Consider the following 14,694-nt stretch of genomic DNA (forward strand, 5'->3'; position numbering starts at 1 on the left):
ATGCGGAAGTTGCAGGCGATAGCGCGACCGTCCGGGGGCGGTCCGGGAACGTTCGGGGCGGGCCGGGTCGTGGTGGCGACGCTGGCGACGCTGGTCCTCGTCGTCACCGGATTCGCGTGGCACAGTGTGGACTCCCTGATCGCCGATATCGAGCGCATCGGCGATCTCGGCCTCGGCGGCGCGCGCGACGGCGCGGTGGACATCCTGCTGGTCGGCGTCGACAGCCGCACCGACGCGCACGGCAACGCGCTCACCGATTCCGAACGCGCCCTGCTGCACGCGGGCGACGAGGTCGGCACCAACACCGACACCATCGTGCTGGTTCGCGTGCCCAACGACGGGCGGTCGGCCACCGCGATCTCCATTCCGCGCGATTCCTACGTCGATATCCCCGGATTCGGCAAGGGCAAGATCAATTCGGCCTACGGCGCGACCAAGGAGACCGAGCGGTTGCGTCTGATGGAGCACGGCGTGTCCGCGCCCGAGGCCGACAAGCAGTCGACCCAAGCCGGGCGCAAGGCGCTCATCGGCACCGTCACGAATCTCACCGGAATCACCGTCGACCACTACGCCGAGGTGAGCCTGCTCGGCTTCGTCCTGCTCACCAATGCCGTCGGCGGCGTCGAGGTGTGCCTGAACAGCCCTGTGGACGAATGGATGTCGGGCGCGGACTTCCCCGCCGGACGCCAACGCCTCGACGGCCCACAGGCTTTGAGCTTCGTGCGCCAGCGCCACGACCTGCCGCGCGGCGACCTCGACCGGATCGTGCGCCAGCAGGTCTTCATGGCGGGCCTGGTCGGTCAGGTGCTCAGCGCGCGCACCCTCGCGAACCCGACGCGACTCGGCCAGCTCAGCGAAGCGGTCGGGCGCACCGTCGTCCTCGACGAGGACTGGGACGTGGTCGGATTCCTGCAACAGCTGAAAGACCTGAGCGGCGGGCAGGTTCGGTTCGAGACCGTCCCGGTGGCCGATCTGAACGCCACCACCGGCGACGGGGAATCGGTGGTGAAAGTCGAGCCGAAATCGGTGAAATCGGCGGTGGCCGCGCTGGTCGGCACGCACGACGACGATTCCGGCGGTGCCGATCCGAGCACGGTGACCGTGAGCGTGTACAACGCGAGCGGCGTCGGCGGGCTGGCGGCGCAGGTGTCGCAGGCATTGCGCGCCAAGGGATTCCGGGAAGGGACCGTCGGCAACTACACGGGTCAGGGGGTGACCGGCAGCCGAGTGCTCGCCGCGAGCACCGCCGATCCGAGGGCGCGCGCGGTGGCCGAGGCGCTCGGCGGGCTCACCGTGGTCGCCGACTCGAGCGTGTCCGCCGATTCGGTCGGCGTCGTGCTGGCTAGCGATTATTCTGGTCCCGGCTCGTCGGCGAGTTCGATGTTCGATTTCACCGGAACCTCGGCGCAGGCGACCCCCGTTCCACCGGCGCCGCCGATCGACGCGGGGCGGAGCGGACCGACATGCGTGAACTGACCACACCCGAGCAAGCGAAGCGTGAACCCAAGAATGCGTGATCAAGACCAGGCACTCACCCTCACCGAGGCGGTGCTCGATCCGATCCTCGCGCGCGAACCGGCCGGGCCGCGCGTCACCTACTACGACGACGCCACCGGAGCCAGGATCGAACTGTCCGGGCTGACCTTGGCGAACTGGGCGGCCAAGACCGGCAACCTGATTCGCGACGAGTTCGGGCTCACCCCGGGCGCGCGGGTCGCGGTGCTGCTGCAGGCGCACTGGCAGACCGCCGCGGTGCTGCTCGGTTGCTGGTGGGCGGGCACCGAGGTCGTGCTCGGCCCCGATCCCGATGCCGACCTGGCGCTGGTCACCCCCGACCGTATCGACGACACGGACGGGGTCGGCGAGGTGGCGGTGCTGTCGCTGGACGCGATGGGCACGCCGGTGCGCGATCTTCCGGTCGGCGTCACCGATTTCGCGACCGCGGTACGGGTGCACGGCGACCAGTTCCATCCCGGCGGCGCGGGTGTCGCGCTGGACGGTGTTCCGGTGGCACAGGTGTTGACGCAGGCGCGCAAGTCGGCGGCGCGGCAGGGTTTCGCCGAGGGCGACCGGGTGCTGTCGAGCACTCCGTGGGCGACGCCGAGCGACCTGATCGATGGTTTCGTCGCGGTGCTCGCGGTCGGCGCGTCGCTGGTGCAGGTGGTGCATCCGGATCCGACGCTGGCCGAGCGGCGCATCGCCTCCGAGCGGGTTACCGCGCAGCGTCTGTGAGCACTCCTACCGCGGTATAGGTGGCGGTCCGACCACGGGCCGTTCCACTGCGGTTGCCGAGTCCGTACCGTGGGAGAGGTCACACGACGGTGAGGTGGTGGATCATGAAGCCGCACTATTGGCTGCGCTGGCTGTCACAGCAGGGCACCCCGCGGTTGGTGTTGCGCACGCAGGCGCGGCGCGGCGACCCGTTCGCGTCCCTGCTCGGCGGACCGGACGGCATCGCCGACCCGTACCCGCTGATCGAGCGGTTGCGCGGGGATCGGGCGCTGGTTCGCACCGCGCTGTCGTGGGCCGCCTTCGATCACGAGCTGTGCCGGACGATCCTGCGCGACAAGCGCTTCGGCGTGCGCACGCCGGAGAGTTTCGAGATCCCCAAACCGCTGCGGGCCATCGCCCAGCGGTCACCGCTGCCGCCGAATCCGGTGGAACAGCCCTCGATGCTCGTCATCGACCCGCCGCTGCACACCGCCATGCGCAAACCGGTGACGTCCGCGTTCACCCCGCGCGCCATCGCCAAACTGCGCGACCGGGTCGAGACGGTCACCGCCGAACTGCTCGACGCCCTGCCCTCGGGCGGCTCGGCCGACCTGATCGCCGCCTTCGCCGCCCAGGTCCCGATCGCGATCATCTCCGAAATGCTCGGCTTCCCTGACGAGGACCGCGAGCTGTTCCTCGGCTGGGGCGACGCGATGACCCCGCTGCTCGACATCGGCATCTCCTGGCGCGCCCACCGGCACGCGATGAAGGCGATGGAGGTGATGAACGACTACTTCGACGTCCATCTCGCGCGCCTGCGCCGCGATCCCGGCGACGACATCCTCAGCACGCTGGTGACGGCGGGCGAACTGGACGACTACGCCCTCAAGGCCAATGCCAGCCTGCTGATGGGCGCCGGATTCGAGACCACCGTCAACCTCATCGGCAACGGCGTCGTGCAGTTGCTCGCCCGGCCCGACCAGCTCGCTCGGTTGCGCGCCGAACCCGAGCTGTGGCCGAACGCCATCGAGGAGGTGCTGCGCATCGACTCGCCCGTGCAGACCACCGCGCGCACCGCGCTCGAGGACGTGGAACTCGACGGTCAACTGCTGCGCGCGGGGCACACCGTGATCCTGTCGCTGGCCGGGGCCAACCGGGACCCGAAGGTGTTCCCCGATCCGACCGATTTCGATGTCGCGCGGCCCAACGCCAAGGAGCACCTGTCGTTCAGCAATGGCATCCACGTCTGCCTCGGCGCGAGTCTGGCCAGGATGGAAGCCGGGCACGCGCTGCGCGCACTGTTCGAACGGTTCCCCGACCTGGCCTTGGACGGCACACCGGACCGCAGGCAGCTGTTCACGCTGCACGGGTACGAGCGGATGCCGGTGCGGCTCGGGCAGGCGGCGCGTGCCGTCGAGCCCACCGGGGCGGCGCTCTATTGATTTCGACCGCTCGGCGGATCACGTTGATTCGCCCACTCGGCGGATCAGCTGAATCCGACCGCCTGGTCGCCCCAGGCGGTGTGCAGGTCGGCGTCGGGGTCGTCGACCACCCGGTCGACGGCGTCGATGAGCAGAGTCGCGCGGGTGCCCGGCCGATACGGCGTCCAATGCTTGGAACCGTCGAGGGCCGCGGGCACGCCGTGGGCGGCGAAAGCGAGCCAGCGCCGCATCATCCGGCCCGACACCTCGCCCGCCGCCTTGCGGCCGCCGAGCCAGAACGTGGGATCGTGGTTCAAGGTGCCGAAATTGCCGAAAACATAAGGTAATTCGGTAGCATGCCCGGCGCCGACGCGGGCCGCGCGCAGCATCGGCGTCGCGTGGTCGAAACGGTAGGCCCAGGTCGGCGAATGCTGGGCGTGGCCGTCGGCGACCCAGTGCGCGGGCATGCGGAAGGCCGCGTCGGTCGACATCGCGAGCGCGCCCCTGGTCTTCGCGAGATCCGGGTAGGCGGAGGTGATCTCGGCGATCCGCTCGGCCGACATGTGCGGATGGCTCGCGGCCACGTCCTCGAGCATGAGATTCACCGCCTCCGGGGTCACCGGCATGATCGGGGAACGGAAAACCCGGAACAGCGACGCCTCGTCCTTGTTGGTGCCGATGATCAGCGGCACCCGGTGCGAACGACCGCGCTGGAACCGGTCGACCGGGTAGGCGGGCAGCAGGTCGCCGTCGACCACCGGCGCCGCCGCGAGTCGGCCCGGCTCCTTGAGCGGCACCTCGTCCAGCAGCACGCCCGCGGCGCGGATGATCCGGTCGATCGGCATATCGATCAACTCCAGCGCCCGCGACGAGGGCAGCTCGAGCAGTTCCATGAACCGGCGAGCCACCACCGACGCCCGCTGCTGGCCGAACACCGTAGTCGCGGGCGGGCTCTGCGCGATCGCCTGGTGGAACAGGCCCGCCGAGCGCGGCGAGGTGAGCAAGGCGGTCACACAGCCCGCGCCGGAGGATTCCCCGAACAGCGTCACATTGCCGGGATCACCGCCGAACGCGGCGATATTGTCGCGCACCCACTCCAGCGCGGCGATCTGATCGTGCAAGCCCAGATTCGGGCTGAAACCGTGGAACAGCGACGACAGATCGAGGAAACCGAGCGCGCCGAGCCGATAATTGACCCCGACGACCACGACATCCCCGGCTTCGGCCAGCCTGCGCCCGTCGTAGACGCCCTGCGCCGCGGTGCCGAGGCAGTAGGCGCCGCCGTGCAGCCACACCATGACCGGCCTCGGCTCACCGTCCTCGCGCAGCGCGCCGCGCGGCGCCCACACGTTCAGCCACAGACAGTCCTCGCCCATTCTCAGGTCGGAATCGACCGGGACCATCGTGCCCATCGTCTGCGGGGCGACATCACCGTAGGTCGTGCACGGCCGGACACCCACCCAGCGCGCGGGCGGGGACGGCGGGCGGAAGCGCCGCGTTCCGGTGACCGGGGCGCCGTACGGTATGCCGCGCCAGGTGGCGACCGATCCCTCCAGGAATCCGCCGACCTCCCCGTACTCCGTGCGCGCGACCGGTGTCCGCGCGTCGGCATCGGGTCGGGGGACCTCGACGACCGCATGGGTGGCTGTGCCGGAGCTCTTCTGCTCGCTCATGAACCGCACCTCCTGCCCGGACCCGGCAGTGCGCTGAGTAGTTGCTACTCCCGGGTCGGCACTTCCTGATCTTTCCTATCGAGAGTACGACGCCGATCGGGGCGGGGAAGCCGAGACGCGATATTCCGAGCGCACGCGATACGCTGGCGCGATGCCGAGCTATTCGTTCCGGTGCCGTGCCTGCGGTGACACATTCGATGTCGACCGCCCGATGGCGCAGTCCGCCGATCCCGCCGCCTGTCCGAGGGGGCACGAGGACACCGTCAAGCTTTTGACCACATTCGCCACGGTCAGCCGGGGGAATTCCGCCGTGGTGAATCCCGCGCCCGCGCCGAAGCCCGCCGGTGGCGGTTGCTGCGGTGGCGGTTGCTGCGCCTGATCCGCTCCGTGTGAGCGGGGGCACTCCTCCCGCGGCGTGAGTGTTTCGGCACGATCCGGACAAGCGCGCGCTGATCGGTCGGCTTTCGCCTCGATGGCTGCCCCCGCGCCCTCACTTCACCGATCGCTCGGCACACCATGCGGGACTCAAGAATGTCCCTTTCGATCCGCGTGACCCAAGTCGCGGTCGGGTGCGACTCGGTCGCGTACACGTTGCTTGAGCACGGTGATGTCAGGGAAGCCGCCGTCGGCCTTGCGCTCCCACACCTGATCGCCGTCCACGGTGACGCGGAACACTCCGCCGGTGCCCGGAATCAGCGCGACCTCGCCCAAGTCCGTGCCGAAGGTGCTCAGCAGTTCCTGCGCCATCCAGCTCGCCCGCAGCAGCCAGCGGCACTGGGTGCAGTATTCGATCGCGATACGCGGCATGCGCCGACCGTACCGCCCCCGCACCACCCGAGCGCGCTCACTTGTTCACGGCTGGATCACACCGTCCAGGTAGGCCCACGCGCCGTCCTCGCGAACGAACCGGCTGACCTCGTGCAGCGAACTACGTTTGCCCGCCGATCGGTAATGGGCGACGAATTCGACGATTCCGGTGTCGTCGAAGGGGCCGCCGCTTTCGGTGCGCACGATCTCAAGGAAGAACCAGCGCTGGTCGGGGTCGAGGTCGACAGTGCTGGGACGGCGGCTCGAATGCCAGGATCGGCGCAGGTAGTCGGGGTCGCCGACGGCGAAGGCGGTGTAGCGCGAGCGCATCAACGCCTCGGCCGTCGGCGCGGGTCGCTCGCCGCGCAGCAGTGGCGCGCAGCACTCGTCGAACGGTTCGCCGCGACGACACGGACACGCGGAGGATTCGGCCATGCGCCGATTCTGGCCCCCGTGCGGCGGCGGCGATTCAGCGGGTAGCTACTCGCGAGAGTGTCGCGTCGATCGCCTCCGCCTGCTCGCGCCAACGTCGCAGTTCGGTGACACTCGGCGCCAGCTCGTAATCGTGGTGATGAGCGGCACGCGAGAGCGCCACCCACACCGTCGACACCCGCGCGGCGGTGTCGACATCGGTGAACGTGCGCAACGCCAGCAACTGGGCCCGCATCGGACAGCGCATCAGCTCCGGCGCCAACCGGGACCACAACTCGTCGACGGACTGTTCGAGCGCGAGCCGCAGAATCCAAGCGGTGGCCCGTGACCACACGCCGCCCGCGTCGGTGACCTCACCGTCGAGGAGGCGATCCACGGCCTCGAAACGCTCGCGGACGGTCGGACGCGGCGCGCGCGGTCGCGGTGGTCGCTTGCGCTGTCCCGCCCCGCGACCACCGCCGCGCACCCGCCGTTGCCCGGTCATCGCCACCTCCCGGTCATCGCCGCCGTCCCGTCATCGCCGCGGTCCGGTCGCCGCCGTCGCGGGCCTCGGTGGCCAGCTCATCACCACCACTGGTCCACCGCTGTCCGGTCATCGCCGCCTCCCTCATCGCTGCCTCCCCTCATCGCCGCAGTCCCGTCATCGCCGCAGCCCAGTCGCCGCCGTCGCGGGCCTTGGCGGCAAGCCGGTCATCGCCACTGATCCACCGCTGCCCGGTCATCGCCGCTGGCCCGTCATCGCCGCTGGCCGGTCGTCGACGTCGCGGGCCTTGGTGGCGACCCCGTCATCGCCGCTGGTCCACCGCGCCGAGGACACGGTCACCGGGTCAGCCATGTGATGAAACGTTCGGTGTCGGAGATCAATTCGCGCATGGAGCGGCCGATCGGGACGTGGGCGGCGGCGGTGACGTCGCGCAGGGCGTTGACCAGCCATCTGGCGTCGCGGGCCAGGAAGGCGTTCAGGTCGTCGACGTTGTAGTTCACGCCCATGACCGCCAGGGCGACCATGGCGCGGGTGGTGTGCGCGCGCTCGACGTAGCGTTCCACCTCGCGGTAGTCCATGCCCGCGGCGAGCAGGTCGCGGCGGACCCGCGCCTGGGCGGCCGCCTCGACCGCCGAACGGCAGCAGGTGGCGACCAGTTCGTCGGCGATGGCCTGCGGCAGCTGCGGGGTGCGCGCCAGCGACCGCGCGTCGTCGAGGTAGCGGCGCACCGGGTCGCCCGACACTCGCACCTCCACTACCGAACGCTCGCGGCGCTGCACCTCGAGGACGGTGGCGTCCAACTGCATCCGGCGCACTGCCTCGGCCAGCCGTTCGTCGTGGGTGAACACGACCACCTGCCGGTTCCACGCGACCGTCGCCAACACCATCGCCAGCCCGTCGACCTTGGCCGGATCCATGGCCTGCACCGGATCGTCGATCATGACGAAACGGAACGGGCTCTCCGGCACCGTGGCGCGCGGCAGGAACAGCGAAAGCCCGAGGGCATGCAGTTCGCCCTGGCTCATCACGCCGAGGGCGGCGCCGTCGACCTCGTCCACGGTGACGTCGAGCAGCACCCGGCGCGCGGTACCGGCGTTGCCCTGCAAGCGAATCGCGCCGAGTTCGACATTGCTCTGCTGGCGCAGCGTCCGCCACACCCACCGGGCCGTCGTCTCCAACGGCGTCATGCGTTCACCGCGCAGACCGGCGGTCGCGGACTTCAACCAGTCCTCGGCGCGGCGCAGGGTGCGCAGTTCGACCGCGTGCAGCGCGACCTCGCGCGCGGTCTCGAGCCAGCCGACGATGCGCGGCACCAGCGGCGCCCACACCTCGTCGAGCCGATCGAGTTCCTTGCGGGTGCCCTGCTGCAGCAGTTCGAGCTGATCCACCAGCCTGGTGTGCGCGCAACGCAGCCGCTCACCCAGACCGGGCTCGTAGTCGGCCTCGCTCAGCGCCGCCCACTCCGACCAGGCCCGACGCACCGCACCGGTGTCGACGGTCGGCGGGGTGCGCGGATGGAAATCCAGCTCGCGCGGCACCTGTTCCGGCAGCGCGCGGGCGGCGCGCACCGCGTCGGCCAATTCGGCGCGGGCGTCGGTGAGCGCGCCGACCCGGGTCGACAGCGCGGCGATGGTGATGTCGGTCGCACGCGCCCATTCCTCGTCGAGGATGCCGTGCCCGCACACCGGACAGGCGCAGGCGCCCGCGAGCTCGACATGGTCGCGCGCCTTGCGCAACACGTCGAGGACACGCAGGTCGGTCTCGGCGTCCACGGTGGAGCCGCGCGCGACCGCCGCACCCGAGGAGTCGATACGGTCGGCCACCTCCGCCACCTCGGCGGGCGAGGGCAATGCCAGACGCACGATGGCGCGCAACCCTTCCGGACCGATCGGGTCGCCGATCGCGCCGAACACCCTGCGGCCGATCGCTTTCAGATCCGGCGTCGGCTTGCGCAGCAGTTCGGTCACGGCGACCGCGCGTTCGTCGGCCAGATGTTCCATCGCGGCAACGAGATTCGCTTGCTCCTGACGCGAATTGCGCAGGGCGCGATCGAGTTCGAGGCGGCGGGTGCGCAAACTCTCCTGGGCTACGGTCAATTCGTCGAGCCCGAGCAGCTGGTGCAGCGCGTCGAAAAGGTCGCTCGGCTTGCCGTCGACCAGTGCGCCGAGCTCGCTGTAGGACAGGAACGGACGGTAGAGGTCGAGAACCGAGGTCCAGCGGTCGCTGTCGAATGGCGCCGAAAGCGGTTCGGAATCCGGGCTTTCCGCGGTGGAACTCGGGTGCCGTTCGGTCCAGTGCGCCTCGCCCAATCCCGCCTCCGGCGTCCATTCCTTGGACACGGTGAACGCGGGTCGCTCGCCCTCGGTGAGCAGATCGAGTTCGATGCGCGGGGTCGCGCCGTCGTGCAGGTTGCGCCAGCCTTCCCGCCACGCCGCCGACCGGCCGTCCCACCGACGATTCCCGCCGGTCAAGGCCATTTCGGCGGCCTCGGCGAAACTCGACTTGCCGCTGCCGTTGCGTCCGACGACCAAGGTGAGTCCCGGTCCCGGCGCCAGTTCCAGCGTCGCCTCGGGGCCGATGCCGCGGAACCCGCGCACCCTGATCGCGCTGAGGAAGATGCCGTTGACATCGAATTCGCTCGAGCCGTGCCGAGAATCGCCGTCGCGCAACGCGCCGAGCACGGCGTCGACGACATCGCGGGTGACCGCGGGATCCTCGGCCAGGCGCCGGGCCACCACCTCGGACAGGCGCGGCGGCAACTCCGTGGGCGTGGGATTCACGCGCATTCGCAAAACCCCTTCACCACCGAGCTCGGCCGCCCCCGCACGCGCCCGGTGTTCTGTCGAAAGCTGAGCGAAACGGTACCCGACGCATCGGGCTCACTCACACGCGGTGCCGAATACGCGGCAGGCGAACGAACGTACCCGCGGGGATGGTTTATGGCCATCGAGCGCATGCGGCCGCGCTCGATGTCCACCCCTCGCCAGCCCCGGCGGGTAGCTCGATGGTGTGTCACCCGTAGGGTGGCTCGGACGAGGCCGAACAGGACAGAATGCCAGGGAAGATCGAATTCCGCAAGGCGGGTGGACCGCGCGAATCCGCCGTGCGCACAGCGAGTTCCGAGCGACGCGGAGCTCGCGGCCGCGTGTGCGCGCCGCCGACGGCGGGCGTGACGACCGTCGCCTTCTCGACCGCCACCCCTGCTTCGACGTGCGTGGATTCGGGCGTGTGGCCGTGCGGGACGGCGGTTGTCGACCGGGCACGGCGAGTGGCGGGCGCGGGCTGTCGGTGGGGTGGGGTAGAAATCCGTTCGACACAGCGACAGGGGGAAATCGTGACCGGATACCAGGCGGGAGTGCCGAGATGACCACTCCATCGAAAATGAACCCACCGTGGACCGAGACGCGGATCGGCGCACTGGCCACGGACGCGGGCGCCCTGCGCGCCGCGCGGGAACTCGCCGCGCGATGGCGGGCGGCCGGGCACGCGGAAGGCGCGCTGTGGGGGTTGTGCGCGAGCGGTGGCGGTGCGCCGTACGAAACGGTGGTGGATCTGACGAGCCCCGCCTACCGCTGTAGTTGTCCGAGCCGGAAAGTCCCGTGCAAACACGCGCTGTCGCTGCTGCTGCGGTGGTCGGCCGGTGCGGTGGACGAATCGGCGGAGGTCCCCGAATTCGCGGCGGGATGGCTGTCGCGGCGCGCGGCGCGCACCCCCCGAGAGAACACCGCGCGCACCCCCGATCCGGCCACGGTCGCGCAACGGCGCGGCCGGGTCACGGCGGGGCTGGAAGAACTCGACATCTGGCTCGGCGATCAAGTGCGCACCGGATTGGCGCAGGTCGACCGGTCATATCGGGCCTTCGAAACCATCGCCGCCCGCATGGTCGACGCGCAGGCGCCCGCCGTGGCCACCGCGCTGCGCCAGATCCCCACCACCATCGCCACCCGCGCCGACTGGCCCGACCTGGTGCTCGGCGAATACGCGCGCCTGCATCTGTTGATCGCGGCGCATCGACGCCTCGACGATCTCCCGGACGGGCTCGCCGCGAGCGTGCGCACCCACATCGGCTATTCGACCTCGGCCGATTCGGTGCGCGCCGAACCACCGCTGCGCGATCACTGGATGGCGCTCGGCAGCCGAACCACCGAGGAGGAACGGCTGCACACCCGCCGCACCTGGCTCCACGGTCGCCACACCCGTCGACCGGCTCTCGTGGTCGAACACAGTTTCGGCGCACCCGATTTCGCGCGGGATGTGCCCGCACCGGGTTCCATGATCGACGCCGCGCTGCACTTCTATCCCGCCGCGGCGCCGCTGCGCGCACTGTGGGGCGATCGGCACGGCCCGGTCGAACCGTTCACCACCCTGCCACGACCCGAGAACGCGGGCGGGCCGGTGGCCGACGCACTACGCGCGAACGCGACTGCGCTCGCCGCCGATCCGTGGCTACGTTCGTGGCCGGTGATACTGCACGACGTGGTTCCGGTGGTCACCGAGAACAATTGGCGCATAGTCGATTCCACCGGCGACGCGCTGGATGTCGCGCCCGACGAACAACCGTGGAAGCTGCTCGGGACATCCGGCGGGTACCCGGTCACCCTGCTCGCCGAATGGACAGCCGCCGGCCTGCTGCCGATCTCGGCGCTGGTCGCGGGCGAAATCCTCGATGTCACCGGTGATCGCACCCCGGTCCGCACCGACGTGGCCACCGAAGGCGCCGAACTCACCTCCGCCGCGCTGCTCGGCACCGCCCGACGCAATCCCGACCCGAGCCGACTCGCCCCGCCCGTGGCCGCCGTCGTCCGCGACCTGCACACCGATCCCCCGCTGGCTCTCCTCGAATCAGCGGCACTCCGCGACGCGTTCGCCCGGGCGGGCGCGACCGCGGGCACCGCGCAAACCCCGCCGCCCGCAGGCGAAGACCAACGCCGCCGCCTACCGACCCCCGCCGCCCGCCGCCTCGCCACCATGCTCGGCGACAACTCCCATTTCCTCCCCGAATGGTTCGAGGCCGCCACCCCCTTCGACTACCGCGCCCCGGACGCCCTCTGCGCCCTCCTGCTCGAACACGCGACGGCGAGCACCCGATGGCGTCCCCAACTGCTGCGCCTCGCGGGCGCGCGGGCGCACTGGCTCGCATCGAAAAACCCACAGTGGCGTGCCATGGACCTGGCCGACATCGGTGCCGACGCCGCCGGGAACATCGCGGCGCCTGCCACTCGCGCGGCAGGCACAAGCGATGACACCGCGCCCCCGAAGCACGGGGCCGACGCCGATACAGCCTGCCACACCGAGAATGGCGCAGACCTCGCGTTCGATGCGGGCGCAAGCGATCCGAACCACGGCACGAGTCCTGCGGACACGAATCCCGTTGAGGGGCAACTCGATACCGACGGTACAGCAGGTGGCGGGCAAGGCGCGGTCGGGAGTCGCCGCGGGAGCGGGGCGGATAGTGATGTGTGGCGGTTCGGCGGGGCTCGGGCTCGGGCGGACTGGCTGGCCGAGTTGCGGCGACGGGATCCCGATTCGGCGCGGCATATGGTGGTCGCGGCGTGGGCGAAGGAGTCCGGCGCCTCTCGGGCCGAATTGCTCGCCACGTTCGAGGCGGGGATATCGGCGGCCGACGAGGCATTTCTCGACGCGGCGTTGGACGATCGGCGGTCCGACGTGCGGCGGGCCGCCGCCGGATTGCTGGCGCTGCTGCCCGATTCGGCGTTCGCCCGACGCATGGTCGAGCGGGCGGCCACGTGGATACGGCCGATCCGATTACGCTCCGACGGACCGACCGCGACATCCGTTCCGTCCGAAAGCGGTGCCACTCGTGTCCACCTTGTGGTCGACGTCCCCGATCCGCTGGACGCGGCGGCGGCGCGCGACGGAATCATCGATCGGGCGGGCGAATTCACCTACCGGTGGGCGGGCGCGCCGGACCGCACCGCCGGACTGCTGCGGCAACTCGTCGCCGCGACCCCGCTGCGCCACTGGGCGACCGGGTGGGGCGCGTCAACGCGGTTCAGTCCGCAGGAGCTGACCGGCGTCGGGATCGATGACCGATTCCGACAGCCGCTGTTCGACGGATGGGTCGACGCCGCACTGGCCCAACGTGATCCGCACTGGGCGCGAGCGCTTTTCGACGCGGGTGTGCCTTCCGACACCGCGCTGTTGCGACGGCGGGAACTCTTCGCGCTGCTGCCCGCACAGGACCGGACCCGGCATCTGCTGCGCCTGGACGGATCGTGGTTGTCGGAGATCGAGGCGCTGCTGCCCGCGCTCGACCATCCGTGGCCGGATCAGTTCGCCCACCACCTGATCAGGCTGCTGTTCGAACGCGCCGTCGTCGCGGGGCGCTCGATCAGCGCGCACGGTGCGAGTCCCGCCGCGCACCGATCCCTGCTGAACGCCGCGGCCGTGCATCTGCCGGTCACCGCAGCACCCGCCGTCGAGTCGCTGGCGCACCGCTGCGAGGATCCCGCGTGGCAGCACGCCTTCGAGCGGCTGGCCCGTGACCTCAACCACCGCTCGATCATGCTCGAGGAGTTGCAGTGACCACCACCGATCCCGCCGCCGATCTGCTGCGCCCGCACGCCGAACAGGCGTACGCCGGGGAACTCGCCGCCCTCGCCGCGGTCGACGATCGCCCCCGCCCGCCGTCGTGGCGGCTCTCGCCGTGGGCGGTGGTCACCTATCTGCTCGGCGACACCCTCGCCGACGGCACCGTGATCACCCCCAAATACGTTGGCCCGCGCCGACTCGTCGAGGTGGCGGTCGCGACCCTGGCCACCGACCGCGCGCTGCTGCTGCTCGGCGTACCCGGCACCGCCAAGACCTGGGTGTCGGAACATCTCTCGGCCGCCATCAGCGGCGCGTCGACGCTGCTTGTGCAGGGCACGTCGGGCACCGCCGAGGAGGCAATCCGCTACGGCTGGAACTACGCGCGGCTGCTCGCCGAAGGGCCGAGCGACGGCGCGCTGGTGCCATCGCCGGTGCTCACGGCCATGCGCACCGGCGCCATCGCCCGCATCGAGGAGCTGACCCGCATCCCGTCCGACGTGCAGGACGCGCTCATCACAATCCTGTCCGAGAAGACCCTGCCGATACCGGAACTCGGCGCGCAGGTGCAGGCCGCGAAGGGTTTCAACGTCATCGCCACCGCCAACGACCGCGACCGCGGCGTGAACGAACTGTCCTCGGCGCTGCGCCGCCGCTTCAACACCGTCGTGCTGCCGCTGCCCGCCGACGAGGAAGAGGAGGTCGCGATCGTGGTGCGCCGCGTCGAACAGCTCGGCGCCGCACTCGAACTGCCCGCCGTCCCCGCCGCAGCCGAAGAGGTGCGCCGGGTGGTGCGGGTGTTCCGCGAACTGCGCTCCGGCATCACCGCCGACGGCCGCACCAAACTCAAGTCGCCGTCGGGCACCCTGTCCACCGCCGAGGCGATCTCGGTCATCACCAACGGCATCGCGCTCTCGGCGCATTTCGGCGACGGCACCCTGCGCGCCTCCGATATCGCGGGCGCGGTGCTCGGTTCGGTCGTCAAGGACCCGGTGGCCGACACCGTCGTGTGGACCGAATACCTCGAGGCCGTCGTCCGCGAACGCCCCGACTGGTCCGACTTCTACCGGGCTTGCCGCGAGGTGACCGGATGAGCCGAAACCGCACCGCGGACGGC

Annotated in this window: 11 protein-coding genes; 6 read left to right on the top strand and 5 right to left on the bottom strand. The window is 70.5% G+C overall.

Going from position 1 to position 14,694, the window contains the following annotated elements:
- The 3 genes from IT779_RS05785 (at position 1) to IT779_RS05795 (ending at position 3,653) form a co-directional block, all read left to right on the top strand.
- The gene (locus tag IT779_RS05785; RefSeq protein WP_196148530.1) at positions 1-1,476 is read left to right on the top strand and encodes an LCP family protein; all 1,476 of its coding nucleotides are present in this window, start codon (positions 1-3) and stop codon (positions 1,474-1,476) included.
- Positions 1,477-1,509: 33 nt separating this feature from the next.
- Positions 1,510-2,232, top strand: coding sequence for a TIGR03089 family protein (locus tag IT779_RS05790; RefSeq protein WP_196148120.1), 723 nt, complete (start codon positions 1,510-1,512; stop codon positions 2,230-2,232).
- Between the two features lie 104 nt (positions 2,233-2,336).
- Positions 2,337-3,653 carry a cytochrome P450 gene (locus tag IT779_RS05795; protein ID WP_196148121.1) on the top strand — a complete coding sequence of 439 codons (1,317 nt, stop codon included), beginning with the start codon at positions 2,337-2,339 and terminating at the stop codon, positions 3,651-3,653.
- Between the two features lie 44 nt (positions 3,654-3,697).
- On the opposite strand, the gene IT779_RS05800 is transcribed toward IT779_RS05795, so the two are convergent.
- Positions 3,698-5,305: a carboxylesterase/lipase family protein gene (locus IT779_RS05800; protein WP_196148122.1), complete on the bottom strand. Its 1,608-nt coding sequence runs from the start codon at positions 5,303-5,305 to the stop codon at positions 3,698-3,700.
- Positions 5,306-5,456: 151 nt separating this feature from the next.
- On the opposite strand from IT779_RS05800, the gene IT779_RS05805 reads away from it, so the two are divergent.
- On the top strand, positions 5,457-5,684 hold the full coding sequence (locus IT779_RS05805) for an FmdB family zinc ribbon protein (RefSeq protein ID WP_196148123.1): 228 nt from the start codon (positions 5,457-5,459) through the stop codon (positions 5,682-5,684).
- Between the two features lie 146 nt (positions 5,685-5,830).
- Here IT779_RS05805 and IT779_RS05810 read toward each other — a convergent pair whose 3' ends face one another.
- From IT779_RS05810 to IT779_RS05825, 4 genes are all read right to left on the bottom strand, one after another.
- Positions 5,831-6,112 carry a SelT/SelW/SelH family protein gene (locus tag IT779_RS05810; RefSeq protein ID WP_196148124.1) on the bottom strand — a complete coding sequence of 94 codons (282 nt, stop codon included), beginning with the start codon at positions 6,110-6,112 and terminating at the stop codon, positions 5,831-5,833.
- A gap of 45 nt (positions 6,113-6,157) precedes the next feature.
- Positions 6,158-6,547, bottom strand: coding sequence for a YchJ family protein (locus tag IT779_RS05815; RefSeq protein WP_196148125.1), 390 nt, complete (start codon positions 6,545-6,547; stop codon positions 6,158-6,160).
- A 34-nt stretch (positions 6,548-6,581) separates the two neighbouring features.
- Entirely contained in the window at positions 6,582-7,028 is a 447-nt protein-coding gene (locus IT779_RS05820) for a hypothetical protein (RefSeq protein WP_196148126.1), read from the bottom strand.
- A 335-nt stretch (positions 7,029-7,363) separates the two neighbouring features.
- The gene (locus IT779_RS05825; RefSeq protein WP_196148127.1) at positions 7,364-9,814 is read right to left on the bottom strand and encodes an AAA family ATPase; all 2,451 of its coding nucleotides are present in this window, start codon (positions 9,812-9,814) and stop codon (positions 7,364-7,366) included.
- A gap of 577 nt (positions 9,815-10,391) precedes the next feature.
- Here IT779_RS05825 and IT779_RS37470 point away from each other — a divergent pair.
- The gene (locus IT779_RS37470; protein WP_232541467.1) at positions 10,392-13,574 is read left to right on the top strand and encodes a DUF5691 domain-containing protein; all 3,183 of its coding nucleotides are present in this window, start codon (positions 10,392-10,394) and stop codon (positions 13,572-13,574) included.
- Entirely contained in the window at positions 13,571-14,671 is a 1,101-nt protein-coding gene (locus tag IT779_RS05835) for an ATP-binding protein (protein ID WP_196148128.1), read from the top strand. Before IT779_RS37470 ends, IT779_RS05835 begins: the two co-directional genes overlap by 4 nt.
- Positions 14,672-14,694: the final 23 nt, after the last annotated feature.

Origin of the sequence: Nocardia bovistercoris (assembly GCF_015674855.1) — a bacterium.
In the GTDB taxonomy this organism is placed as follows: Bacteria; Actinomycetota; Actinomycetes; order Mycobacteriales; family Mycobacteriaceae; genus Nocardia; species Nocardia bovistercoris.

Coding starts and splice junctions, on each gene's coding strand:
- IT779_RS05785 (WP_196148530.1), top strand. CDS start 1: ATGCGGAAGTTGCAGGCGATAGCGCGACCGTCCGGGGGCGGTCCGGGA.
- IT779_RS05790 (WP_196148120.1), top strand. CDS start 1,510: ATGCGTGATCAAGACCAGGCACTCACCCTCACCGAGGCGGTGCTCGAT.
- IT779_RS05795 (WP_196148121.1), top strand. CDS start 2,337: ATGAAGCCGCACTATTGGCTGCGCTGGCTGTCACAGCAGGGCACCCCG.
- IT779_RS05800 (WP_196148122.1), bottom strand. CDS start 5,305: ATGAGCGAGCAGAAGAGCTCCGGCACAGCCACCCATGCGGTCGTCGAG.
- IT779_RS05805 (WP_196148123.1), top strand. CDS start 5,457: ATGCCGAGCTATTCGTTCCGGTGCCGTGCCTGCGGTGACACATTCGAT.
- IT779_RS05810 (WP_196148124.1), bottom strand. CDS start 6,112: ATGCCGCGTATCGCGATCGAATACTGCACCCAGTGCCGCTGGCTGCTG.
- IT779_RS05815 (WP_196148125.1), bottom strand. CDS start 6,547: ATGGCCGAATCCTCCGCGTGTCCGTGTCGTCGCGGCGAACCGTTCGAC.
- IT779_RS05820 (WP_196148126.1), bottom strand. CDS start 7,028: ATGACCGGGCAACGGCGGGTGCGCGGCGGTGGTCGCGGGGCGGGACAG.
- IT779_RS05825 (WP_196148127.1), bottom strand. CDS start 9,814: ATGCGCGTGAATCCCACGCCCACGGAGTTGCCGCCGCGCCTGTCCGAG.
- IT779_RS37470 (WP_232541467.1), top strand. CDS start 10,392: ATGACCACTCCATCGAAAATGAACCCACCGTGGACCGAGACGCGGATC.